The following is a 21,315-nucleotide window of genomic DNA, read 5'->3' as shown; positions in this document are numbered from 1 at the left end:
GTCGGACCGCCGTCTGACCGTCGTCGGACCGCCGTCTGACCACAACCTGACCACCACGGCCTGACCACCACGGCCTGACCACCACAGCCTGACAGCCGTCCGACGGCTCCGAGAGCCCCCGCGTCACCGAGAGGACTGCGAGAGACGACATGGCCAACATCCTTATCGCCGGGGGCGGCATCGGCGGTCTCGCGGCCGCCGTGTCCGTGGCCCGCCAGGGTCACCGGGCGACCGTGCTGGAGCGCAGCGACGTCTTCGGCGAGGTCGGCGCCGGCATCCAGCTCGGCCCCAACGCCTTCCACGCCCTCGACCGCCTCGGCGTGGGCGCCGAGGTCCGCGCGCGGGCGGTGCTCATCGACGAGCTGCAGTTCATGGACGGCACGACGGGCGAGCGCATCACCCGCATGCCGCTCACCGGCGCCTACCGGGAGCGCTTCGGCAACCCGTACGCCGTCGTGCACCGCGGCGACCTCTACCAGGCGCTGCTCGACGCCTGCCGCGCCCACCCCGCCGTCACCCTCCTCGGCGGCCACTACGTGGTGCGCTACGAGCAGGACGCGACGGGCGTCACCGCCGTCACGTGCACCGGGCGCTCCTTCCGCGGCGACGTGCTGATCGGTGCCGACGGGATCCGCTCGGCCGTGCGCCGCCAGCTCGTCGGCGACGGCGAACCGCGGGTGTCGGGGCACACCATCTACCGCTCGGTGATCCCCATGGAGCAGGTGCCGCAGGAGCTGCGCTGGAACAGCGTGACCCTGTGGGCCGGGCCGAAGTGGCACTTCGTGCACTACCCCATCGCGGGCGGCAAGTGCCTCAACCTGGCGGCCACCCGGGACGACGCGGCCACCGACCCGGTGGCGGGGCTGCCGGTGCCGGCCGAGGACGTGATCGCCGAGTTCCCCGAGCTGGGCCACGCCGCACGGCGGCTGCTGCAGCTCGGCCAGGGCTGGCGGGCGTGGGTGCTGTGCGACCGCGACCCGGTGCCGGACTGGACGGACGGCCGGGTGACGCTCCTCGGCGACGCCGCGCACCCCATGCTGCAGTACGCCGCGCAGGGCGCGTGCATGGCGCTGGAGGACGCGGTGCTGCTCGGCGAGCTGCTGCAGGGCGCGGAGCCGGGCGAGGCCTCCCTCGGGCGGCGGCTGGAGAAGTACAACGCGGCGCGCTGCGAGCGGACCTCGCGCACGCAGCTGGTGGCCCGGGAGATGGGCAGGCAGCTGTACCACCCGGCGGGGGACGCGGCCCGCGCGCGCAACCGGATGCTCTGCTCCCTCACCACGGACGAGATGTACGACAAGGTCGGCTGGCTGCACGCGGGCGTGCGCTGACGGCGCGGGCCGGATCGAACGCGACGGACACACGCGACGGACGCCCCCGGGGTAACCGGGGGCGTCCGTTGCGTGGGGGACTGCGATCCGGGCTGGACGGATCAGTGACGGGTCAGTGACGGGTCAGCGAGACGGATCAGTGGCCGTGGTGCCCGTCGTCGTGGTGACCGTAGCCGTGGTGGCCGTCGTCGTGGTGGCCGTAGCCGTGACCGCCGTAGCCGTGGTGGTCGTGACGGTCGTGGTCGTGACGGTCCCAGTCGTCGTGACGACCCTCGTGGCGGTGGTGACCGCCGTGGTGGCGCTCGCTGTTCCAGGAGCCGTTGCCCGAGATGATCGGGATCTCGTCCAGGATGTGCGACAGCGGGTCGTCCCCGTCGCTGATCGTGGAGTTCTCCGTGCAGGACTGCTGCTGCTGCGAGGAGAGGATCGGGATGTCCTGGAGACCGATGTTGATCAGGGCGAGCAGCGACTGGGCGCCGAGCTTGCCGATGCCGATGCACGGCTTGTTCAGCGAGCCGTTGATCAGGCCCATCTGCGGGCTCATGTAGCCGCCCGTCCAGGTGTTTCCGTACATCTGGCCCGCGCCGTTGGCGTTCGCAACGTCCTGGCCGTTGCCGACGGCCATCGCGGGGGTCGCCGACACGGCGGCCGCGGAAGCCACGAGGGCGGTCGTGGCCACTACTTTCTTGATCACGCTTGGTTCCTCGTTCTGGCTCGACGAATTACGGGAGCTCTCTGCCTAACTCGCGAATTGCCGTGAGGTTATTACCCGGCCCGCCCCTTCACCCCATCGGCCCATCGGCCCATCAGTCCATCAGCCGGGGGAATTCGGGAAAGGGAAAGCCCCCTGCAGCGGGGCCCGCACACCCGCCGCAGGGGACTTACGCACCGGTGGCTCAGTGACCGCCGTGACCGAAGCCGTTGTGGCCGAAGCCGTTGTGGCCGCCGTGATCGCCGTGGCCGCCGTGACCGCCGTGGCCACCGTCGCTCTTGTTGCCGGAACCGTTGCCCGAGATGATCGGGATCTCCGACAGGATGTGCGACAGCGGGTCGTCCCCGTCGCTGATCGTGGAGTTGTCGGTGCACTGCTGCTGCTGCTGCGACGTGAGGATCGGCACGTCCTGGACGCCGATGTTGATGAGCAGGAGCAGGGACTGCAGACCCAGCTTGCCGATGCCCAGGCAGGGCTTGTTCAGCGTGCCCTGGATCAGGCTCATCTGCGGGCTTTCCTTGCCGCCCGTGTGCGTGTTGCCGTAACCGGTCTTCGCGGCGTTGCCGTTGGCGACGTCCTGGTCGTTCCCGATGGCCATCGCGGGGCCGGAGATGGCACCGACCGTGGACACCGCGAGGGCGGTCGAGGCAATTACCTTCTTGAGCACGTCCTAAGCCTTTCGATCGTGTAGCGCCCCCACTGGGAAAGCGTTCTGAATAACTCCGGCCTTATACAGAGGTTCCGGGCTTTCACTCATTCGAGCCAGTGGGGTCACCGCACGTAGGACAGCCGGAAGAATTACTGCCCGACAAATGAAAGGGGCGGTGCGCGGTAATACCGTGATACCGGAGCGCGCCCGTCAGAAGGCGGCGTCGACGGGGCGCACCGCCGCGGACCCGGCGGCCGGCTCCACCGCCGGCCCCATCGTCGGCTCGGCCACCGGCCCGGCCGCCGACTCGGCCGCCGCCATCGCCTCGTACAGCGCGTCCTCCGTCTGTACGCCCAGCAGGATCTGCCCGTTCCCGATCCTGAACACCGGGGGCGTCGGCACGCCGTGGCGCCGCAGCCGGTGCAACTCACCGCGCAGTTCCTCGGCTTCCTCGGAGCCCTTCGCCAACGCGCCTGCGCCGCCCGGCCCGAGGTCCACCCCGCACTCCTCGGCGATCTCGCGCAGCGTCTCCTCGCCCGCGATGTGCAGGCCGTCGGTGAAGTGCGCGCGGAAGAGCCGTTCGACCACGGGCTCGGCCAGGCCCTGCTCCGCGGCGCGGCCGATGAGCAGGTGGGCGCGGAAGCTGCCGGTGGCGACGGCCCGGTCGTAGCGCAGTTCCAGCCCGTCGCGGGCGGCCTGCCAGGTGAAGATCTCGGCCTGGGTCGCGGCGTACGGGCCGAGCATGCGTTCCAGTACGGGCATCAGGGGCTGCGGGCTGTCGGAGGCGGCGGGGGCGATCTCGTAGGGGCGGAAGGTGATCGTGACGTCGGTGCCGCGGTTGCGCATCCGCTCGGCCGCGCGGACGAGTCGCGTGTAGCCGATGTAGGAGTGGACGCAGATCACGTCCAGGACCATGTCCGCCTTCACCGTTCGGATCCCCCCTCCGATGCCCGCCGACCACACTTGCCGGTCGGTTGGCTAGTTAGGGAGAACGTAGGACGCGCCCCGGGGAGCGTCAAGCACGTATGTCAAGGAATGGGTGGCGATGCACGCCTCACGGGGTGTCCGGGGAACGATGCTGACGCGGCCCATGTCGGCCGCCTCTATGGCCACTTGGCCACCACGCGACCATCCTGACCACGACAATGTACGTATTGCGTGTCGGTGGTGTCGCGGTCGGCCGCTGCGCCCTCCGCCGGGGGCTCTTTCTGCGGCATGATCTCCACTCCCCCTGGCGCGTGCGGAGGCGGACCGGCACGTCCACTTGCTTGCAGGCGCGGTCAGTTGGGATCGGCAGGAAGGAAGGCTGTCAGCTAACCGGGCGTCAAGTAGGTTCGGCTGGGGGGCGACAGGTTCACGACAACGGCAGGAGAGACCCATGGGCAGCACCCCTCAGGCGCGCAGGAGCGACACCCGGGAGCGCATCCAGAAAACGGCCCTGGACCTCTTCGTCTCGCGTGGTTACGAGAAGACGTCGCTACGGGAGATCGCCGAGGAGCTCGGCGTCACGAAGGCGGCACTGTACTACCACTTCAAGACGAAGGAGGACATCCTCAGCGCGATCTCCCGGGATCTGGGCAGGCCCGTCGACGAACTCATCGCCTGGGCCGAGGAGCAGCCGGCCACGATGGAGACCAAGCGGGAGCTGCTGCGGCGCTACAGCGTGGCCCTGGGATCGGCGATGCCGATCTACCACATCCTGCAGGAGAACCAGGCGACCCTGCGGGACCTGGCGATCGGCCAGGAGCTGCGCGACCGGGTCACCTCGATCTCGCGGCTCATGCACGCGGGCGACCTGGCGTTCGGGTGCCACGCGCGCGTGGCGAGCGCGGTGATGACGGTGCACTTCGGGGCGTTCACCCCCGACGCCCTGGGCGGCACACCGGAGGAGCGCCGCGAGGCGCTCCTGGACGTGGCCCTGGACACGCTGGCGACCGTACGGCCCGCCCCGGAAAACGCAACAGCAGCGGCCGCCAACTAACGCCGCGGGCCGAGCCCCCGCCGCAACGGCGCACAGCGGAGACGGCCCGGTCCGGCGGTGCCGGGCCGCCCCCGGCCGGAACTCCGACGTCCCCGGGCCGAGCCCGCACAACCCTCCGCCGCAACGGCGCGAAACCACGACGACGCACCCCGGCGGTGCCCAGCCACCCCCGGCCACGGCCCGAACGGCACCGCCGGACACCACCACCGTGGCGCGCCACCGCTGCGGCGGAGGAAGGACGCACGGGCGCGCCGCCCGCGAGGGCGAGCCGTGGGCGGGTGCCCCGCGAGGGCAGCGTCCCCCTAAGCCACCCCCACCGGCTCCAGCGCGGCAAGCGCCCTCGCTCCGCGGCCCGGGGCCATGTCCAGGCGGGCCAGGACCGCGGGTACGGCGACGGAGGGCATCAGGTGTTCGTAGAGGACGATCGCGCGCCGTTCCAGGTCCGCGCGGTCGGACAGCGACTGCGACAGCGCGTTGATCCCCCCGAACGCCCCGACGATCAGCTCGGCGACCTCCCACGGCACGACGTCCGGTAAGACCTCCCCCCGCTCCTTGCCCTCCACCAGGAGCCGGGTGTGCAGCTCGGTCCACCCCGTGAAGGGCCCGCTGCGGTGGAGCGCGGGCGAGCCGTGCTCCATCGTCAGCCGTACGCTCCCGCGCAGCACGGGATCCACCAGCAGCTGGTGCGAGAAGACCATGCCGAGGTCGACGAGCCGCTGCATCCGGCAGCCCCCGGGTAGGTCCAGGAGCGCGGACGTCGCCTCGGCCTGGGCGTCGATGACGGCGTGCGCGAGGTCCTCCTTCGAGGGGAAGTGGAAGTACAGCGCCCCCTTGGTCACCTCCGCCCGCGCCAGGATCTCGTTGATCGTGGCGGCGTCGTAGCCCCGTTCGTCGAACACCACCGCGGCCGCTTCCAGGATGTTCTGTCGAGTCCTGATCGCACGGTCCTGCTTGGCCACGGCACGCCTCCGGGTCGATGGGGCCCGCGCACCGCTGCGCGCGGTGCGGGGCTGGGCATCCAGCGGCCGCAGCCGGTACCGGGAGCGCCCGCGGCGTCGAGCGTATGCAGCACACCGGCGTCAAGGGAGGAGAGCGAACAAGCCAACGTGCGCCTCCACCATGTGCCTCCCGTCCAGCGTGTATCTATGGACGGAGCGAGGGAGCCGAGCCGAGCCAGCGGAGGGAGCGCGCCGGCGATGAGTCTCACCGGAACCGCCTTCTTCGCCGCGCTGGCCGCGGCGACGGTCTGCACCGTGCTGGCCACGCTCCTGCTCTGGGCGCGCATCCCCGGCCCGGCCCCCGTCCGCTGGGCGTCGCGCGTCGCCCTGATCGGGCTCTGCCAGGCCACCGCCATCTGCGTCGTCGCCGCCTGGATCAACACCAGCTACGGCCTCTACGCCTCCTGGGACGACCTGCTGGGGCGCACCGGCGGCGGCCCCGTGGCGATGCCGGGCCCGCCTCCCGAGCGCGCCCGTTTCCTGCGCGGCGACGCGGGGATGCGGCAGACGTACGTCCGGGGGCCGCACTCGGCGCTGTCGGGCCAGGTGATGGTGTGGACACCCCCGCAGTACGACGACCCGCGCTTCCGCCGGTCCTCCTTTCCGGTGGTGATGCTGCTGCACGGCGTGCCCGGCTCCCCGCAGTCGTGGCTGGAGCAGGGCCACATGCCGGGGGACTACGCGAAGCTGCTGCAGGCGGGGGCGAGCCGCCCGTTCATCCTGGCCGTGCCGGTCATCGATCCCGGCGGGCTGGACACGGACTGTTCCGACGTCCCCGGGCACAAGGTCGCCACCTGGCTCTCCCGGGACGTGCCGGACCTGATCCGGCATCACTTCCGGACCGCGAAGGACCCCCGCTCATGGGGCCTGCTGGGCATCTCGACCGGCGGCTACTGCGCGGCGAAGCTGCCCCTGCAGTACCCGAAGGTCTTCGGGGCGGGCGCGGCCCTGGACCCCGATCCGCTCACGGGTGCGCAGGGCGCGCTGCCGGATCCCGGGCTGCGCGAGCGCAACAGCCCGATGTGGCTGGTGTCGCACACCGACGACGCCGGCGTGGGGCTGTTCCTGGCGACGTCGCGGCAGGACCGCGCCAGCCCGCCCTCGCTCATCGAGCAGTTCCGGCAGGCGGCGCTCGGCAGCGGCGTGCGGCTGCGGACGATGGTGGCCCCGTCCGGCGGGCACAACTACCACACCTGGATCTCCATGTATCCGGCCGCGTTCTCCTGGCTGAGCGAGGAGCTGAGCGGGCCGGAGCAGTCGGCACCGTCCGATCGCCTGGCCGGCCGGACGACCGACCGGAGGACCGAAGGCACGGCCGCTGACCGTACGGCCGAAGACACGGCCAACCGGACGACCGACCGGACGGCCGAGGGGACACCGCCCTAGTTGTTCACGTCCTGCGGGAACGTCATCTGCTTGCCCATCCACTCCAGCGTCGGCCCGACCTCGCGCCGCCACGTGGTGAAGTTGTGGCTCCCCGACGGAAGAATGATCTTCGCCGCCGTCATCGGCTCCTTGACGGCCTTGAGGAACTTCTCCGTCTCCTTGTAGTTCTTCTCGCCTTCCTTGCTGCTGGTGACGAGCACCGAGACGCGCGGGACCGGAAGGTTGTTCAGCCGCCAGATCAGATCGTGCTCGCGCTTGTTCTTCTCGCCCTCCTCGCCGTCACCGAAGAGGTTTCCCGTGGTCAGATCATTCTTGATCTTGTAGTCGGCGGAGAGGGCGCCAGCCACCGGATACGTTCCGGGCTGCCGCATGGCGAGTTCCAGCGCGCACGTGCCGCCCGAGGAGTACCCCATGACGCCCCACGCGCTGGCTTCGTGGCCGACGCGGTAGGCGCTCTTCAGGGTCTCGGGCAGGTCCTTGGTGAAGTAGGTCTCCGCCTGCGGGCCGCCGGGGACGTCCACGCACTCGGTGTCGCGCGGCGGGGCTATCGTCGGCCGGACCATCACGATCACGGTCGGCTGCATCCGGCGCTGGGTGATCAGCTCGCTCGCCGTCTTCGGCACCCGCAGGAAGTGGGAGAGGTTCGTGATGCCGCCGGGGTAGCCGCTGATGGCGATGATCACAGGGAAGCGCTGCCGCTTGTACTGCTCCTGGAAGTACTGCGGCGGCAGGTAGACGAACGCCGGCTCCACGACCCCCGCGCGGCGGGCGACGAGCCGCACCGACTCCACCGCGCCGACCTTGTCCTTCGGCCCCTGCGGGATGTCGGTCTTGTCGATCCCCTCCGTGCCGGTGTGCTGCACGAGCCCGCCCTTGCCCGCGTCGACCGCCGCGGCGTTCGGGCCGCCGCTCTCGATGCCCTGGGTGACCTGCCCCGGCGCCCGGTCGTACTTGCCGATCAGCTCGCCCCACGAGCCGTAGAAGCTGTTCTCGGCGTTCACCGCGAGCAGCACCGAGGACATGATCGTCAGCTGCGTGACCAGGATCGCGCCGAGCCGCCCGAGCAGGGGCAGCACACCGCGCCCGGAAAGCCGCGGCCAGAGCCAGAGGGTGAGACCCACACACACCACGGCGACGAACACCACCGTGTACAAGAGCGACCTGCTGGTCAGGCCCATGCGTCTCTCAACCCCCTGCCCCTGTACTGGGTACTCGTGTTCGGTAAAGCGATATTCACCGATGAAGAGGCCGGAATGGGCGGACAGGGTTGCCCTGGACCGATTTCTTACCCTGCTCTTGTCCTGCCCGTGGCCTGTCCGCCCCCTGCCGTTATCGCCCCGGAAACCGTGCGCATCGGCGGGTGGGTACGGGTTCCGCTGGGCAAGAAGGGCGCATGGGTGACGTCTTCCTTCGCAGGCTGAGCCGCTGGCAGGCCGACCAGTACCGCGACGCTCTCGCGGATCTGCACGTCACGGCCTACGCCCGACCACATGTCGGCCACGGCGGGCCGCACGAGGGGCCCGGGAGGGAGCCGCGCGTGGAGCCCTTCCACAGCCGCGACCGCTTCCGCGAGCGGCTCGCCGAGCACTCCGCGCGGCCGGGCTTCGACCTGGTGGTCGCGGACGCCGGCGGCCCGGTGGGCTGCGCGTACGGCTATCCGCTCGCGCGCGACAGCGCCCGGTGGCAGGGCTTCGTCGGACCCGTGCCCGACGAGCTGGAGGAGCTGACGGCCGCGGGCCGGGTCTTCGCCGTCGCCGAGCTCGTGGTCGCGCCCCGCCACCGCCGCCAGGGCATCGGCCGGCGGCTGCACGACCGGCTGCTGTCCGGCAGCGGCGCGGCGCTCGCGGCCCTGGTCATGGCCCCCTCGGACGCGCACGCCCCGGAGGCGGAAGCCGCCCGCCGCGCGTGGGAGTGGCAGCCGGCGGGGCACGTGCGCCCGCCCGCCGCGGGGGACGTGGGGGACGCCCTGGAGGTCTTCGTCCGGCCACTGCGCCGCTGACCCGGAGGTTCACGCTCCGAGTGGCGTGAAAACGCTGTCCGCGGCACCCGCTCCTGACGTGGTGTGAACTCCCGTGGCCCCAAGTGGGCGTAGGGCCCGTCCCCCGTGCGTGGGGCGGCCGGGAGTGCCTCGCGAGGGTCTGAGCATGCGGGGAATAGGGGGGCGGCTAGCCTTACGTCACCGTCCCCCCGGGGGACGTATACCCGCAACACGGACATTTCATAGCTCCCGAGACACGTGAAGGACTACTCCACATGGGCATTCGGAGTCTGCTGCGGAACGCGTTCGGCCGGTCCAGGACAGCGACGGCCGAGCGAGACGACGCGAGCCTGCCCCAGCAGAGCGCGCCGCCTTCCGTGCCCGCGCCCTCGCAGGAGCCCGAGCCACGGGCCGCCTCCGGCGAGGCGCGCACGGAGTCCCGTGACCCCTCTCTTACGGAATCCCGCCCCGATCCGGTCGTGGCCCGCCCGCGGGTCTCCGCGGAGAAGACCGCCCCCGCGGAGGAGACGGTCCCCGCGGCGGCGTCCGCAACGGCCCCCGAGCCGGCGGCCGCCACCGAGCCGAAGGTCACCGAGCCGAGGGCCGCCGAGCCGGCCGGCGACCCTGCCGCCGAACCGGCGGCCGCCGAGCCCCTCCGCGCACCCGTACCCCCGCAGCAGGCCGACGACGCGGCCCGCACCACCGACCCGGCCGGCGACCCGGTCGCCGAACCGGCGGCCGCCGAGCCCTTCCGCGCACCCGTACCCCCGCAGCAGGGCGGCGGAGGCCGGATCGTCGAGCCGGTCGGTGAGCCGGACGGTGGCACGATCCCCGACCCCGGCCCGCTGGAGCCGCACGTGCCGCCGCGGCCCGGGCCCACCCCCGGCCCGCGCCCGGGCCCGGGACCGATCCCGCCGGAGCCGAGCCCGGAGCCCGAGCCGCAGCCCACGCCGGTGCCCACGCCCAAGCCCATCCCCGAGCCGGAGCCCGTCCCGCCGGTCGACCCCGAGCCGGTGCCCGAGCCGGCCCCCGGCCCGGACCCGGTCCGCAAGCCGGAGCCCGCGCCGGGCCCGGTGCCGGAGCCCGCCCCGGCCTTCCCGCCGCGCGACGAAGCCCCGGCGGAAACCGTCTCCGGACAGGCCGTCTCCGCACCGGCCGTCTCCGCACCGACCGTCCCTGCGCAGACCGCCCCGGCACAGGCCGTTCCCCCGCAGACCGTGCCCGCCCAGGGCACCCCCGCCCAGAACACCCCCGCGCAGAGCCCCGCCATCAGCCTCACGAAGGTGGAGAAGTCCGCCCCCGGACTGGTGAGCCTCTACAAGGCCGCCGGCGTCTCCCTGGAGAAGCAGGGCCTGACCGGGCAGCGCGCAGCCGTCTACCTCGTTCTCGACCGCTCCGGCTCGATGCGCGAGTTCTACAGGAACGGCACGGTGCAGCACCTCGCCGAGCAGGCCCTCGGCCTGTCCGCCAACCTGGACGACGACGGTACGGTCCCGGTCGTCTTCTTCTCGACGGACGTCGACGGCGTGGCCGAGATCGACCTCGGCAACTACGAGGGCCGCATCGGGGAACTGCACTCCTCCATGGGCCACATGGGCCGCACCAACTACCACTGGGCGATGGAGGCGGTGATCGAGCACTACAAGAACTCCGGCTCGACCGCCCCCGCGTTCGTCATCTTCCAGACGGACGGCGGCCCGTACAGCAAGCCGGCCGCGGAACGCGCCCTCTGCGAGAGCGCGAACCTGCCGATCTTCTGGCAGTTCGTCGCCTTCGGCGACCCGGAGGGCAAGGGCTTCGACTTCCTCCGCAAGCTGGACGACCTCCCCGTGCCGGAGAAGCGCGTCGTCGACAACGCGGGCTTCTTCCACGCGGGCCGCGACCCGAAGTCGCTGACGGCCGCCCAGCTCTACGCGGAGCTGATGGTGGAGTTCCCGGACTGGCTGAAGGAGGCCCGGGCGGCGGGCATCGTCAAGGACTGACGTTGCAGTGAGCAGCGAGAAGTGAGCAGTGAGCAGTACGGAGGCCCGGGGCGGAACGCCGCCCCGGGCCTCCGCATGCCAGGCCAGCCCCCGCTCACCGCCCCGGCTCCGGTATTTCCACGGTCACGCGCAGCCCCCCGCCCCGGTTCGGCACGGCCCGGGCCCGCCCCCCGTGCGCGCGGGCGATCGACTGGACGATGGACAGGCCCAGGCCCGTGCCGCCGGAGAGCCGTTCCTTGCCGCGCCCCCGCCGGAACGGCTCGAAGAGGGCCGGGATGTCCGCCGCGGCCACGACCGGCCCCGAGTTGCGCACCACCAGCCGGCCCGGCTCGACCAGCACGTCCACGTCACCGCCGCGGTGGTTGTACTCCACCGCGTTCCGCAGCAGGTTCCCGGCCAGCTGCCCCAGCAGCACTCGGTTCCCCCGCAGCGGCGCCCGCTCGCTGTGCACGGACAGCCGCACCCCGGCCCGCTCCGCGCGGCCCGCGACGGCGCCGGCCTCTTCCGCGACGATCTCGGCCAGGTCGAGCGGGTCGCGGCGCTCCAGGCCGCGGTCGCTGCGGGCGAGCAGCAGCAGGCCGTCGATGAGGCGTTCGGAGCGGCGGTTGGCCTCCAGGAGCGTGGTCCGTACGTGGGCCAGTTCGTCCGGGGACGGGTCCCCGTCCAGCCCCACCTGGATCGCCGTGCGCTGGACGGCCAGCGGTGTGCGCAGCTCGTGCGAGGCGTTGGAGATGAAGCGCCGCTGGCTCTCGAAGGCGCCCTGGACGGGGCGCAGGCAGCGGCCCGCCGTCCACCACCCCACGCCGACCGCCAGCAGCGCCGTCACGAGCAGGGCCGCGGCCGACCACATGACCATCTGCTGGGAGGCGGCGGCGCTGACGTCGCCGGAGATCCGGTACGCCGTCCACGTGTTCACCGTCTCCCCGGGCCGGACGAGCTCGACCGGCACCGCGTTCCGCGCGATGGTCGTCGCCCGCTCCCGGGTGCCGGCGCGCGAGAGCAGGTTCACCGTGAGCAGGAGGGCCCCGCCGAGCACGAGGAAGATGCCGCCGAAGGCGACGGCGATGCGCGTACGGGCCGTGAGGAACGGCCGCCTCACCGGTTTCACAGCGTGTACCCCACGCCCTGCACCGTGCGGATCAGGGCCGGCTCCCCGAGCTTGCCGCGCAGTTTGCTCATCGCCACGCGCACCGCGCCCGTGAAGGGGTCCGCGTGGGCGTCCCACGCGCGCTCCAGCAGCTCCTCCGCGCTGACGACCGCCCCGTCCGCCTCCAGCAGCAGCTGCAGGATGGCGAACTCCTTGGGCGAGAGGTCGAGGCCCCGGCCGTCGCGGTCGGCCGTCCGGCGCACCGTGTCGAGCCGCAGCCCGGCCTTCTCCAGGAGCGGCGGCGCCGGCCGGGCGCTGCGCCGCCGCAGGGCGCGCACCCGCGAGATCAGCTCGGGGAATTCGAACGGCTTGGGCAGGTAGTCGTCGGCGCCCAGGTCCAGCCCGGCCACCCGGTCCTCCATCGAGCCGGCGGCGGTGAGCATCAGGATGCGGGTGCGGGAGCCGTTCGCGACGAGGTGCCGGGCGACGTCGTCGCCGTGGACGCGGGGCAGGTCGCGGTCGAGGACCACGACGTCGTAGTCGTGGAGGGAGAGGTAGGCGATGGCGGCGTCACCGCTGTAGACGGTGTCCACGGCGAATCCGGCCCGGCGCAGGCCCGTGGCGATCAGCTCGGCCAGTATCTCTTCGTCCTCGGCGACCAGTACCCGCATGTCCTCGTCCGTCTCCTTCGACAACGCATCCCCTCCCAGGATGCGGTGTACAGGAGGACATGTTTCGCAAACCTCTCCATTGATCGGATAGCGGTGACATGAACGCGCCGTTCGCGCCCCTGGGGATGCCTCCGCGCGCCCCTGGAGCGCGGTTACGGTCCGCCGATCGAACAACTACGGTTGGTAATCGCAGGATCACTCTTCGGATACAGCGCATCGGCACAGGAATACAGGAGCTCCCACATGGCCGTTCCCGGCGAAGCCGTCCCCAGCGAGGAAGGCGAGGTGAAGACGTCCCACGCGGGCACGTTCGCCTCCCTGCAGGACGCCGTCGACTTCGTCACCCTCCCGCCCGGAGAAGGCAGCGGCGAAGCCGGCTTCTCCTACCGGGCGGACGGCCAGGTCGACGTCGTCTACTTCCACTGAGACCCCCTTTTCCACTGAGACCCCCTTGGTGACTTCCTTCAAGAGGGAGGGGAACCGGGTGGCGGGAGGGGCAGCCCCCGCCACCCGGTCACAACGCCCCGGGCAAGGCCGTTCGCTCAGCCCCACAGCCCCAGCAGGAACGGATACGCGTCGAGGATCTTCCCCGGCCCGTGGATCACCTCGCGGAAGGTGAAGACGAGGTACTGATCGCCCTTGACCGCGAAGAAGTGCATCTCGTCGCCCACGGCCGCCGAAGCGATGGCATCGGGCCTGCACGGCTCGGGCAGGTGGTCCAGCCGCACCGGCCGCACGTCGCGCCGGTCCGCACCCCGCTTCCCGGCCGCCGGCCCCCGCGGCACGTCGATCAGCGCCGCCGCGCCCTTCTCCCCGAACACCAGGTGGTACCGCCCGTCCGGCGTCCCCTGCACCGCCGCCTTCACCGCCCCGCCGATCACCGGTTCCAGCTGCTCGCGCGGGTAATGGAAGTCGGTGCTGCGCAGGCTCTCGCCGCTGCTCCGGTCCGAGAACTCGACGGCCAGGTCGCCCTTGACGCCCACGTACCGGTGCTCGCTCCACCCCGGCGCCCGTGTCACGAAGTCGAAGCCGCCGTGGAACTCCTTCGGCAGGTGCGGGAACTGCTCCCTGATCTTCCGCGGCCCGGCCTCCACCCGGTTCCGCTGCGAGAAGCGGACGACCTCGTCGCCGCGGAAGCCGTCGAAGACGATGTACGGCGTGGTGCTCCCCGGCACCCACTTCGAGACCGTGCCGAAGATCCCGCCGGACGCCTCCAGCGAGGCCTTGAGCGCATTGGTGAGCGTCGCCAGGATCCCGAGTGAACTCGGCTCCACGACCGTCCCCGCCAGCGCGTGGAAGAGCTTCGCCTCCCCGCGCGGCTCCACGGCCTCGAAGCGCCAGACCCTGTTCTCCTCGTCCCCCGCCGCCTGCTGCTCGACGACGGCACCGGCGGCCGCCGAGTGGCCGCGGACGTTCAGCCCCAGCCTGCTGTGGACGTTGACGATCCTGCAGTCGCTGCCGTTCCCGATCTCCCAGGTCTGGCTCTGGTACGCCGGGTCGTTCTCCTCCAGGTGCCGCTGCTCGGCCGGCGCGCCCGGGTCCTTGCGGCAGTACCGCACCTGCAGATAGCGCCCGCTGTGCTGGTTCTGCAGCCGGTAGACGTGCTCGCCGCCCTGCCCGGGCTCCAGGCGCCACGCCTGGCTCGCCCGCCGCGGCCAGTCGTGGAGCGGCTCCTGGACGATGTCGGCGGCGTCGTGCCTGCTGAGTCCCCGGACCGTCAGGTACAGCCCGGTCTTCTCGTTCCTGACCAGGTACGTGGTGGTGGCGTGGACGCTCATGAACCCTCCTGGGTACGGAGCGGACGTCGGAACGTGCGGTCAGGCCGCCCACCCTAGGGCTGGGGAGGGAGAGTGCCCAGGGCAGCCCCGGCCAGTTCCTGGCGGGCGGCGAGCTCCGCCTTGACGGCGGCGAGCTCCTTCGCGTTCCGGTCGATCTCCTCCCGCTGGTACGCCGCGTCGACCGCGAACCAGACGCCCACCACGTTGTGTTCCGCCTTGCACCGCGCGTCGGCCGCCGCCGTCTCCCGCTCCTCCGCGGACGGCTCGGGCGTGCGCCAGGCCGCGTCGGCCCCGGCCTTGATCGGATCGTCGTACGAAGGGAAGCCGCGCTCCTTCATGCAGGACGCCCACTGGGCGAAGACGCGCACCACGCGCGGGTCGCGCTGCGAGCGCTCGAAGCTCCCGGAATTGATCCGGTCGGCGACCGGGGCGTCTCCCCCGGCCTCGGCGTTGTCCGCGCGGAGCGCGGAACGGGCCTCGCCCGTACAGCCGCCCGGGGGCACCCTGTGCCCATTGATCCGCCGGCCGCCCTTCGCGGCACTGCTGCCGGGCTTGACCTTCGGGTCATCCGTACCGGTGAGAACGACGGTCGCCTCGGCGGAGAGGGAAGGCGGCGGCGCGGACGGCGGGGGCGGGGTCCGCGGGCTGCCGGGCGGCGCGAAGCCGTAGCGGGCGGCGTCGGCGGGATCGGTGACGCCGTAGCGGTACTGGGTACGGGTCTTCGGCCGGAAGGGGGTGGAGGGAGCGGGCGGTTGATAAGCGACCTCGAAACGGCGCATGCAGCGTTCCACGAGGGTGCGCCGTGCAGCGTCGAGGCGGTCGGCCTGGTCATGGGTGAGGAGGTAGGGGTCGATGGGGAGGGAGGAGCCGGCGGCCGTGGTGAGGCGGGGCACGGCGGAGACGACCGGTACGGGGCCGGGTGCGGACCGCTTCGGCTCACCGGAGCCCGAGGAACAGCCGCCGACGGCCGGCAGAACGGCCGCGACGGCGATCGCCCCGGCCACGGCCGGACGTCTGAATCTCATACGAAAGCCCTCCTGTCCGTCTCATCGAAACCCGCAGCTCGGCAACCCACGCAGGTGCCCCGCCTGTGGAGACAGGCGGGGCCACCGGTACGCGAGGGGAGCTCGGTCAGCCGAACCGGCCCGACTCGTTGTTGTTCCGCAGCTGGTTGTTGAGGTTCGCGGCCCCGCCCGGGGCGATGCGCTGGTGCGCGCCCAGGTAGTTCGGCAGCGAGTAGACCGTGAAGGCGCTGTTGAAGTCCCAGTTGTCGACCGACGCCGCGTTGTTCCGCACCGTCGCGTTCGACCCCTCGCTGCCCCGCGTGGAGCTGCTCGACACGAAGTTGTCGTTCCGGTAGTTCGCGTCGTTGTGGGACTGCTTGTGGATCGCCCCGGTGTAGTTCTGGTGGTAGAACAGGCACGCATAGCCGGTCGAGCAGCTCTGCGTGAAACTCTCCGTCGACGCGGATGCCGGCGAGGTGGCCAGAAGGCCCGAACCCGCGGTGGCGACGGCAATCGCCCCGGCCACGGCCAGACGCTTGAATCTCATACGAAAGCCCTCCTGTTTCGCTCGTTTGCAGGAAGCGTTTCGGTTTCGTGCGCCATCCTGTCCGCCGTGCGGGACGAAAGACAGCGCCTTCGAACCTCATCGAAACTCGCAGCTCGAATTCACGAGCGCGGAACCCGTACGCGTACGGACATGCAGCGCGCTCGTTCCGTGCGGCATGGTCCTGAGCAGGCCCGCGTCCCGCAGGGCCGACAGGTGATGACTCACCGTCGGAGCGGAGACGCCTACGCGGCGGGCGAGCTCCCCCGACGTGCAGGCCGTCCCGGCCGCGATCAGGATCCCGGCGCGCGTCGCCCCCATCAGCCGGGCCAGCGCCTTGTCCCCTCCGGGGTCGGATTGCGGCTGAGCGGCGGGATGGACGAGGACCGGGGGTACGTCCGGGTCCTCCGGCAGGTGCCCCACGCCGTGGCAGAAGTACGACGGCTGGAGCAGCAGCCCGCGACCGCGGAGGTCATAGTCCCTGTCCACGGCGCTGCGGACGTGCAGCGTCGGCGGCACCCACCGCATGGTGGGCACGTAGCTGCGGAGCAGCCCGTTGACCCCGCCGTCGAGCAGGGCCCGGATCCGCAGCGCGCGGTCGCCGTCCACGCTGGACCGGATGTCGTCCCAGTACGGCTCGACGGCCACCTCGTGGTACGCCTCGGGCGGCCGCGGGTGCGGCAACCGTGCGAGGACATCGCGGTGCCAGTCGGCGTAGCGCGGCGGCACGACGCGTCTTCGTAAGTGCCGCAGGCTCAGCACCAGTTCCCACGAGGCGTCCGGCGCGGTGGCGACGCGGGTGTTGAGCAGATCGGTGTCCGTGAAGTGAATACGCAGCACCGCGGCAGAGTGTCAAGCGGGACGCGGGGGCACCAGGCGAAATGTGGCTGGCGTGTATTTTGGCCGGTTTCGGGCACCCCCGCGCGCCCGTTTACGCCGCGGCGATGTACGTAAGGAAGCCCGCCCAGGCGGGGGCGCCTACGGCGATTTGGGGGCCGGACCTTTGTTTTGAGTCCCGTATGTGTATGCCTCGCGGCCCATTGGCTATCTCGATGCAGTTGTCGCCTTCCTCGTCGCTGTAGCTGGACTTGAACCACATCAACTGGTAGCTCACAGTCTGTCCACCATCCGCTCGATGAATTTCACGGAGTCCTCGGGACCGAGGGCCTGGGCAGAAATCCTTGCGTACTTCTGCTCCAAGTGGCTGACATCCTTCGGCTCCGTGACCAGCTCAGTCAGGGATTGACCCATCACATAGATGACCCGACGGAGCTCCGGCATTTCCAGAAGAACCATCCCACCGCTCAGCACGCTAGGAACAGCCCGCTCGTAGGGCAGGATCTGAAAGGTGACGTTCGGCAGTTCCGCAGATTCCGCGAGATGCAGCAATTGCCGCTTTTGCGCCTCGGCGCCTGCCAGCGGAACGTGCAACGCCGCCTCGAAGACCACGAACCCGAAGGGCACCGTAGGCCTGTTCCTCAGTTGCTTCTGACGCTCCAGGCGCACCGAGAGCCTCTCCTCGACCTTCTCCTGCGACACCGGGGGCCAGACCCCGCTCATGAGCGTGCGCGCGTACTCCTCGGTCTGCAGCAGCCCCGGGATGAGCAGGCCCTCCAGGGACCGCCACGAAATCGCGATGGCCTCGCTCTCCATGAAGTCCCGGGAGCGGTTGGGGATCTTGTCCCGCGTCAGGTACGAGAGGCCCGCCTTCAACTTCCCCCGCGCGCCGAAGAGCTCATCCGCGATCTCCGCCATCCGCGGCGGGCACGCACGGCGCCCCTGCTCCACAGACCTCACCATTTCCGCGGAATAGCCGACCGCCTCGGCCACTTCCTCCCGCGAGAGGCCCGCCTCCTGCCGCCACATCATGAACTGGTTTCCGAGATACCGATGGTTGACCGGAAGAAAAACCTCGCCCATGCCCGTAGACCCTCCCCTGTCACAGATGGCATACCCTCTGGCCAGAGATTCCGCACATCACTGCCCGTATCCATCTCGTAACACGTCACGCTACGCCCCCGTGGGCATCTATACGCCGTGAGTAATGAAAATCCCCCGCGGAGCGTCTACCGCTTCGGCATCTGGACCCTCACCCCCGACCGTGAGCCCGACGCCGAGCCCGTCACGTACGCGATGCAGTGCGCCGTCTGCGAGGAGAGGTCCGACCCCCAGGAGGACCTCGCCGACGCCCAGACGTGGACCTTCCGGCACGCCGGGCGGAACCCCTCCCACCACACCTACCGGGAGGTGATCACACGGCCCTGGCGCGCCTGGATGGCCTGAAGAAACGGCGCGCGGTCACACCCGGTCGCTCGGATACGCTAAAGGCCTCCATATACACCCGCGACCAGGGAGCAGCCGAAATGGCTCGACACCTCATCACCAGCGCCCTTCCGTATATCAACGGGATCAAGCACCTGGGCAACATGGTGGGGTCCATGCTCCCGGCGGACGTGTACGCCCGGTACCTCCGCCAGACCGGTCGCGAGACGCTGTTCATCTGTGCCACCGACGAGCACGGGACCCCGGCCGAGCTGGGCGCCAAGGAGCTCGGCCTGCCGGTCGCCGACTTCTGTGCTCAGCAGCACGACGCGCAGAAGGCGGTCTACGACGGCTTCGCGCTGTCCTTCGACTACTTCGGCCGCAGCTCCTCGCCGGAGAACCACGAGATCACGCAGCACTTCGCGCGCCGGCTGCAGAAGAACGGGTTCATCGAGGAGCGCTCGATCCGCCAGGTCTACTCCCTGGCGGACGGCCGCTTCCTCCCCGACCGCTACATCGTGGGCACGTGCCCGCACTGCGGCTACGACAAGGCCCGCGGCGACCAGTGCGAGAACTGCACGCGCGTCCTGGACCCGACGGACCTGATCGACGCCCGTTCGGCGATCAGCGGCAGCAGCGAGCTGGAGGTCCGCGAGACCAAGCACCTCTTCCTCCTCCAGTCCAAGCTGCAGGGCGAGGTCGAGGCGTGGATCGACGAGCACGGCAAGGACTGGCCGGTCCTGGCGTCCTCGATCGCCCGCAAGTGGCTGACCGAGGGGCTGAACGACCGCGCCATCACCCGTGACCTGGACTGGGGCGTGCCGGTCCCGGCGGACACGTGGCCGGAGCTGGCGGCCGAGGGCAAGGTCTTCTACGTCTGGTTCGACGCCCCGATCGAGTACATCGGCGCGACGAAGGAGTGGGCGGGCCAGGACCCGGAGAACCGGGACTGGAAGTCCTGGTGGTACGAGGCGACGGACGTCCGCTACACCCAGTTCATGGGCAAGGACAACGTCCCCTTCCACACGGTGATGTTCCCGGCCACCCAGCTGGGCACGCGCGAGCCGTGGAAGAAGGTCGACTACGTCAAGGCCTTCAACTGGCTCAACTACTACGGCGGCAAGTTCTCCACGTCCCAGAAGCGCGGCGTCTTCACGCACGACGCACTGGAGCTGCTGCCCGCCGACTACTGGCGCTACTTCATGATGGCCAACGCCCCCGAGTCGGACGACACGTCGTTCACGTGGGAGCTGTTCTCGGCCACGGTGAACAAGGACCTGGCCGACGTCCTCGGCAACTTCGTCAACCGCGTCCTGTCCTTCTCCAAGAAGCGCTTCGGCGAGACGGTCCCGGCCGGCTCCGAGGCGGGCGAGGCCGAGACGAACCTGGGCCGCGAGATCGCCCAGCTGCTCCAGGAGTACGAGGAGCACATGGAGGCCATGCAGTTCCGCAAGGCCGCCCAGGCCCTGCGCGCACTGTGGAGCGCGGGCAACTCGTACCTGGAGACGAAGGCCCCCTGGCTGGAGATCAAGACCGACCCGGAGGCCGCGGCGCTGACGCTGCGCACGGCGATGAACCTGATCCACCTGTACGCGGTGATCTCGGAGCCGTTCATCCCGCAGTCGGCGTCGGCCCTGCGCTTCGCGTTCGACCTCGCCGACGACACGCGGACGTGGGTCACGGCGGACGAGGCCCGCTCGCTGTCCTTCATCCCGGCCGGCACGCCGTTCAGCGTCCCGCCGGTGCTCTTCGCGAAGATCACCGAGGACGACCTGGAGGCCTACCGCGAGCGCTTCGGCGGCGGCGAGGAGCCGGCGGCCTAGCCACCCCGTGGAACAAGCAGCGGAGGGCCCGGAACCGAGGAGGTTCCGGGCCCTCCGTGCGTGCCCGTTGATGGAACGGTAATCGTCCGTTGAGACCGGCGGACCAGGCTGGGAGCACACCGCACGGGGGAAGCCGGGAAGACGAGGAAGAGCAGTGTTCAAGAAGCCGATCACCATCAGCGTGCACGCCACCGACGAGCTGGCGCGGGCCCGGTTCTCCCGGGAGATGCGGGCCGTACTGCCCGAGGTGCAGGTGGTGCGGCGGGGCGAGGACGGGGACGTCGACTTCGTCCTCATGGGGGCCGACGACCCGGCCGCGGCGGCCACCGTACGGCGGCTGACGCGGGCGGGCGAGGCGCCGGTGGTGCTGGTCGCGGACGAGCTCGGGGAGAGCGAGCTGATGGCCGTCGCGGCGTACGGCGTGAGCTCCGTGCTGTGGCGGCCGTCGATCACGCGGCGGCAGCTGTCGCGGGCCGTGCACAGCGCTGCGGGATGCTGCCCGAAGCTGCCCATGGTGACCGCGCTCATGTGACACTGCCGTCATGGTGACGACAGAGCGGGCCATCCCACCCCTGACGGCCGATGAGCGCACCACACTGGAGAGTTGGCTGGACTTCCAGCGCGCCACCCTCGCGCGCAAGGTGGACGGCCTGACCGACGAGCAAGCGCGGGAGCCGGCGGCGCCGCCTTCCACGCTGAGCCTGCTGGGCCTCGTGCAGCACATGGGCGAGGTGGAGCGGCAGTGGTTCCGCAGAGTGCTCCAGCGCGAGGCGGCGCCGCCGCTGTACGGGCCGGGTGCGGGCGCCGAGGCGAGAACCGCGGAGGACCTGGGCGACGCCAACGCGGGCCTCGCCGTGGCGCCGGACGCGAGTCTCGCGGGGGCCGTGAGCGCGTGGCAGGAGGAGATCGCGCGGGCCCGGGCCGCCTACGCGCCCCTGTCGCTCAACGCCGTGGGGGCGGTGCAGGGCCGGGAGGTGTCCCTGCGGTGGATCTTCCTTCACATGATCGAGGAGTACGCGCGGCACAACGGGCACGCGGACCTGCTGCGCGAGCGCACGGACGGGGCGACGGGCTACTGACGGCGGGCTGCTGACGACACGCGTGAGCCCCCGCGCCGAGGACGGCGCGGGGG

The 21,315-nt window shown here is 71.1% G+C and carries 22 protein-coding genes and 1 pseudogene; 10 read left to right on the top strand and 13 right to left on the bottom strand.

The features are described from left to right. The first annotated feature begins 149 nt into the window (after positions 1 to 149). On the top strand, positions 150 to 1,328 hold the full coding sequence (locus tag AS857_RS34710; protein ID WP_058047446.1) for a 3-hydroxybenzoate 6-monooxygenase: 1,179 nt from the start codon (positions 150 to 152) through the stop codon (positions 1,326 to 1,328). Between the two features lie 307 nt (positions 1,329 to 1,635). On the opposite strand, the pseudogene AS857_RS34705 reads toward AS857_RS34710, so the two are convergent. From AS857_RS34705 to AS857_RS34695, 3 genes and pseudogenes are all read right to left on the bottom strand, one after another. Then, positions 1,636 to 2,022: pseudogene (locus AS857_RS34705) on the bottom strand (rodlin); the annotation flags it as partial. A 202-nt stretch (positions 2,023 to 2,224) separates the two neighbouring features. Next, the gene (locus AS857_RS34700; protein ID WP_338058295.1) at positions 2,225 to 2,707 is read right to left on the bottom strand and encodes a rodlin; all 483 of its coding nucleotides are present in this window, start codon (positions 2,705 to 2,707) and stop codon (positions 2,225 to 2,227) included. Between the two features lie 192 nt (positions 2,708 to 2,899). Next, positions 2,900 to 3,616 (bottom strand): DsbA family oxidoreductase, encoded by a 717-nt coding sequence (locus tag AS857_RS34695; RefSeq protein ID WP_058047445.1) that lies wholly within the window; start codon positions 3,614 to 3,616, stop codon positions 2,900 to 2,902. A gap of 451 nt (positions 3,617 to 4,067) precedes the next feature. Between AS857_RS34695 and AS857_RS34690 the strand changes: the two genes are divergently transcribed. Next, positions 4,068 to 4,670, top strand: coding sequence for a TetR/AcrR family transcriptional regulator (locus tag AS857_RS34690; protein ID WP_058047444.1), 603 nt, complete (start codon positions 4,068 to 4,070; stop codon positions 4,668 to 4,670). Positions 4,671 to 4,972: 302 nt separating this feature from the next. Here AS857_RS34690 and AS857_RS34685 read toward each other — a convergent pair whose 3' ends face one another. Beyond that, positions 4,973 to 5,629, bottom strand: a complete 657-nt coding sequence (locus AS857_RS34685; protein ID WP_058047443.1) for a ScbR family autoregulator-binding transcription factor — start codon at positions 5,627 to 5,629, stop codon at positions 4,973 to 4,975. 237 nt (positions 5,630 to 5,866) lie between these two features. On the opposite strand from AS857_RS34685, the gene AS857_RS34680 reads away from it, so the two are divergent. After that, a complete protein-coding gene (locus AS857_RS34680; RefSeq protein WP_079110928.1) occupies positions 5,867 to 7,054 on the top strand; it encodes an alpha/beta hydrolase in 1,188 nt (395 codons plus the stop codon). Here AS857_RS34680 and AS857_RS34675 read toward each other — a convergent pair. Then, positions 7,051 to 8,232 (bottom strand): alpha/beta hydrolase, encoded by a 1,182-nt coding sequence (locus tag AS857_RS34675; protein WP_058047442.1) that lies wholly within the window; start codon positions 8,230 to 8,232, stop codon positions 7,051 to 7,053. The two genes, AS857_RS34680 and AS857_RS34675, sit on opposite strands and share 4 nt — an antisense overlap. A 215-nt stretch (positions 8,233 to 8,447) precedes the next feature. On the opposite strand from AS857_RS34675, the gene AS857_RS34670 reads away from it, so the two are divergent. Together AS857_RS34670 and AS857_RS42015 are read left to right on the top strand one after the other, a co-directional pair. After that, the gene (locus AS857_RS34670) at positions 8,448 to 9,053 is read left to right on the top strand and encodes a GNAT family N-acetyltransferase (protein WP_058047441.1); all 606 of its coding nucleotides are present in this window, start codon (positions 8,448 to 8,450) and stop codon (positions 9,051 to 9,053) included. Positions 9,054 to 9,307: 254 nt separating this feature from the next. Beyond that, entirely contained in the window at positions 9,308 to 11,014 is a 1,707-nt protein-coding gene (locus AS857_RS42015; protein WP_079110927.1) for a vWA domain-containing protein, read from the top strand. A 94-nt stretch (positions 11,015 to 11,108) separates the two neighbouring features. On the opposite strand, the gene AS857_RS34660 is transcribed toward AS857_RS42015, so the two are convergent. Further along, positions 11,109 to 12,113 carry a sensor histidine kinase gene (locus AS857_RS34660; protein ID WP_245700772.1) on the bottom strand — a complete coding sequence of 335 codons (1,005 nt, stop codon included), beginning with the start codon at positions 12,111 to 12,113 and terminating at the stop codon, positions 11,109 to 11,111. 5 nt (positions 12,114 to 12,118) lie between these two features. Beyond that, the gene (locus AS857_RS34655) at positions 12,119 to 12,772 is read right to left on the bottom strand and encodes a response regulator transcription factor (RefSeq protein ID WP_058047567.1); all 654 of its coding nucleotides are present in this window, start codon (positions 12,770 to 12,772) and stop codon (positions 12,119 to 12,121) included. A 243-nt stretch (positions 12,773 to 13,015) separates the two neighbouring features. Here AS857_RS34655 and AS857_RS34650 point away from each other — a divergent pair, with 243 nt between their 5' ends. Beyond that, positions 13,016 to 13,198, top strand: coding sequence for a hypothetical protein (locus AS857_RS34650; RefSeq protein WP_058047439.1), 183 nt, complete (start codon positions 13,016 to 13,018; stop codon positions 13,196 to 13,198). A 116-nt stretch (positions 13,199 to 13,314) separates the two neighbouring features. Here AS857_RS34650 and AS857_RS34645 read toward each other — a convergent pair whose 3' ends face one another. The 6 genes from AS857_RS34645 to AS857_RS34620 all read right to left on the bottom strand — a co-directional run bounded on the left by AS857_RS34645 (position 13,315) and on the right by AS857_RS34620 (position 18,018). After that, positions 13,315 to 14,550, bottom strand: a complete 1,236-nt coding sequence (locus tag AS857_RS34645; protein WP_058047438.1) for an RICIN domain-containing protein — start codon at positions 14,548 to 14,550, stop codon at positions 13,315 to 13,317. A 53-nt stretch (positions 14,551 to 14,603) separates the two neighbouring features. Beyond that, the gene (locus AS857_RS34640) at positions 14,604 to 15,575 is read right to left on the bottom strand and encodes a hypothetical protein (RefSeq protein WP_063804437.1); all 972 of its coding nucleotides are present in this window, start codon (positions 15,573 to 15,575) and stop codon (positions 14,604 to 14,606) included. Between the two features lie 106 nt (positions 15,576 to 15,681). Next, positions 15,682 to 16,101: a peptidase inhibitor family I36 protein gene (locus AS857_RS34635; RefSeq protein WP_058047436.1), complete on the bottom strand. Its 420-nt coding sequence runs from the start codon at positions 16,099 to 16,101 to the stop codon at positions 15,682 to 15,684. Between the two features lie 96 nt (positions 16,102 to 16,197). Continuing rightward, positions 16,198 to 16,938 carry an ArsR/SmtB family transcription factor gene (locus AS857_RS34630; RefSeq protein ID WP_058047435.1) on the bottom strand — a complete coding sequence of 247 codons (741 nt, stop codon included), beginning with the start codon at positions 16,936 to 16,938 and terminating at the stop codon, positions 16,198 to 16,200. Between the two features lie 91 nt (positions 16,939 to 17,029). Beyond that, positions 17,030 to 17,197 carry a DUF397 domain-containing protein gene (locus tag AS857_RS34625; protein WP_063278458.1) on the bottom strand — a complete coding sequence of 56 codons (168 nt, stop codon included), beginning with the start codon at positions 17,195 to 17,197 and terminating at the stop codon, positions 17,030 to 17,032. A gap of 11 nt (positions 17,198 to 17,208) precedes the next feature. Next, complete coding sequence (locus tag AS857_RS34620; protein WP_058047433.1) at positions 17,209 to 18,018, bottom strand: helix-turn-helix domain-containing protein; 810 nt, start codon at positions 18,016 to 18,018, stop codon at positions 17,209 to 17,211. A gap of 117 nt (positions 18,019 to 18,135) precedes the next feature. Here AS857_RS34620 and AS857_RS34615 point away from each other — a divergent pair, with 117 nt between their 5' ends. The 4 genes from AS857_RS34615 to AS857_RS34600 all read left to right on the top strand — a co-directional run bounded on the left by AS857_RS34615 (position 18,136) and on the right by AS857_RS34600 (position 21,262). Continuing rightward, positions 18,136 to 18,381, top strand: coding sequence for a DUF7848 domain-containing protein (locus AS857_RS34615; RefSeq protein WP_058047432.1), 246 nt, complete (start codon positions 18,136 to 18,138; stop codon positions 18,379 to 18,381). Positions 18,382 to 18,461: 80 nt separating this feature from the next. Further along, positions 18,462 to 20,183 (top strand): methionine--tRNA ligase, encoded by a 1,722-nt coding sequence (metG, locus tag AS857_RS34610; RefSeq protein ID WP_058047431.1) that lies wholly within the window; start codon positions 18,462 to 18,464, stop codon positions 20,181 to 20,183. Positions 20,184 to 20,337: 154 nt separating this feature from the next. Next, the gene (locus AS857_RS40175; protein WP_058047430.1) at positions 20,338 to 20,715 is read left to right on the top strand and encodes a hypothetical protein; all 378 of its coding nucleotides are present in this window, start codon (positions 20,338 to 20,340) and stop codon (positions 20,713 to 20,715) included. A 10-nt stretch (positions 20,716 to 20,725) separates the two neighbouring features. Further along, a complete protein-coding gene (locus AS857_RS34600) occupies positions 20,726 to 21,262 on the top strand; it encodes a DinB family protein (RefSeq protein ID WP_058047429.1) in 537 nt (178 codons plus the stop codon). Positions 21,263 to 21,315: the final 53 nt, after the last annotated feature.

Source organism: Streptomyces roseifaciens (assembly GCF_001445655.1).
Classification (GTDB): domain Bacteria; phylum Actinomycetota; class Actinomycetes; order Streptomycetales; family Streptomycetaceae; genus Streptomyces; species Streptomyces aureoversilis.
This window is presented reverse-complemented; position numbering and strand designations above follow the sequence as displayed.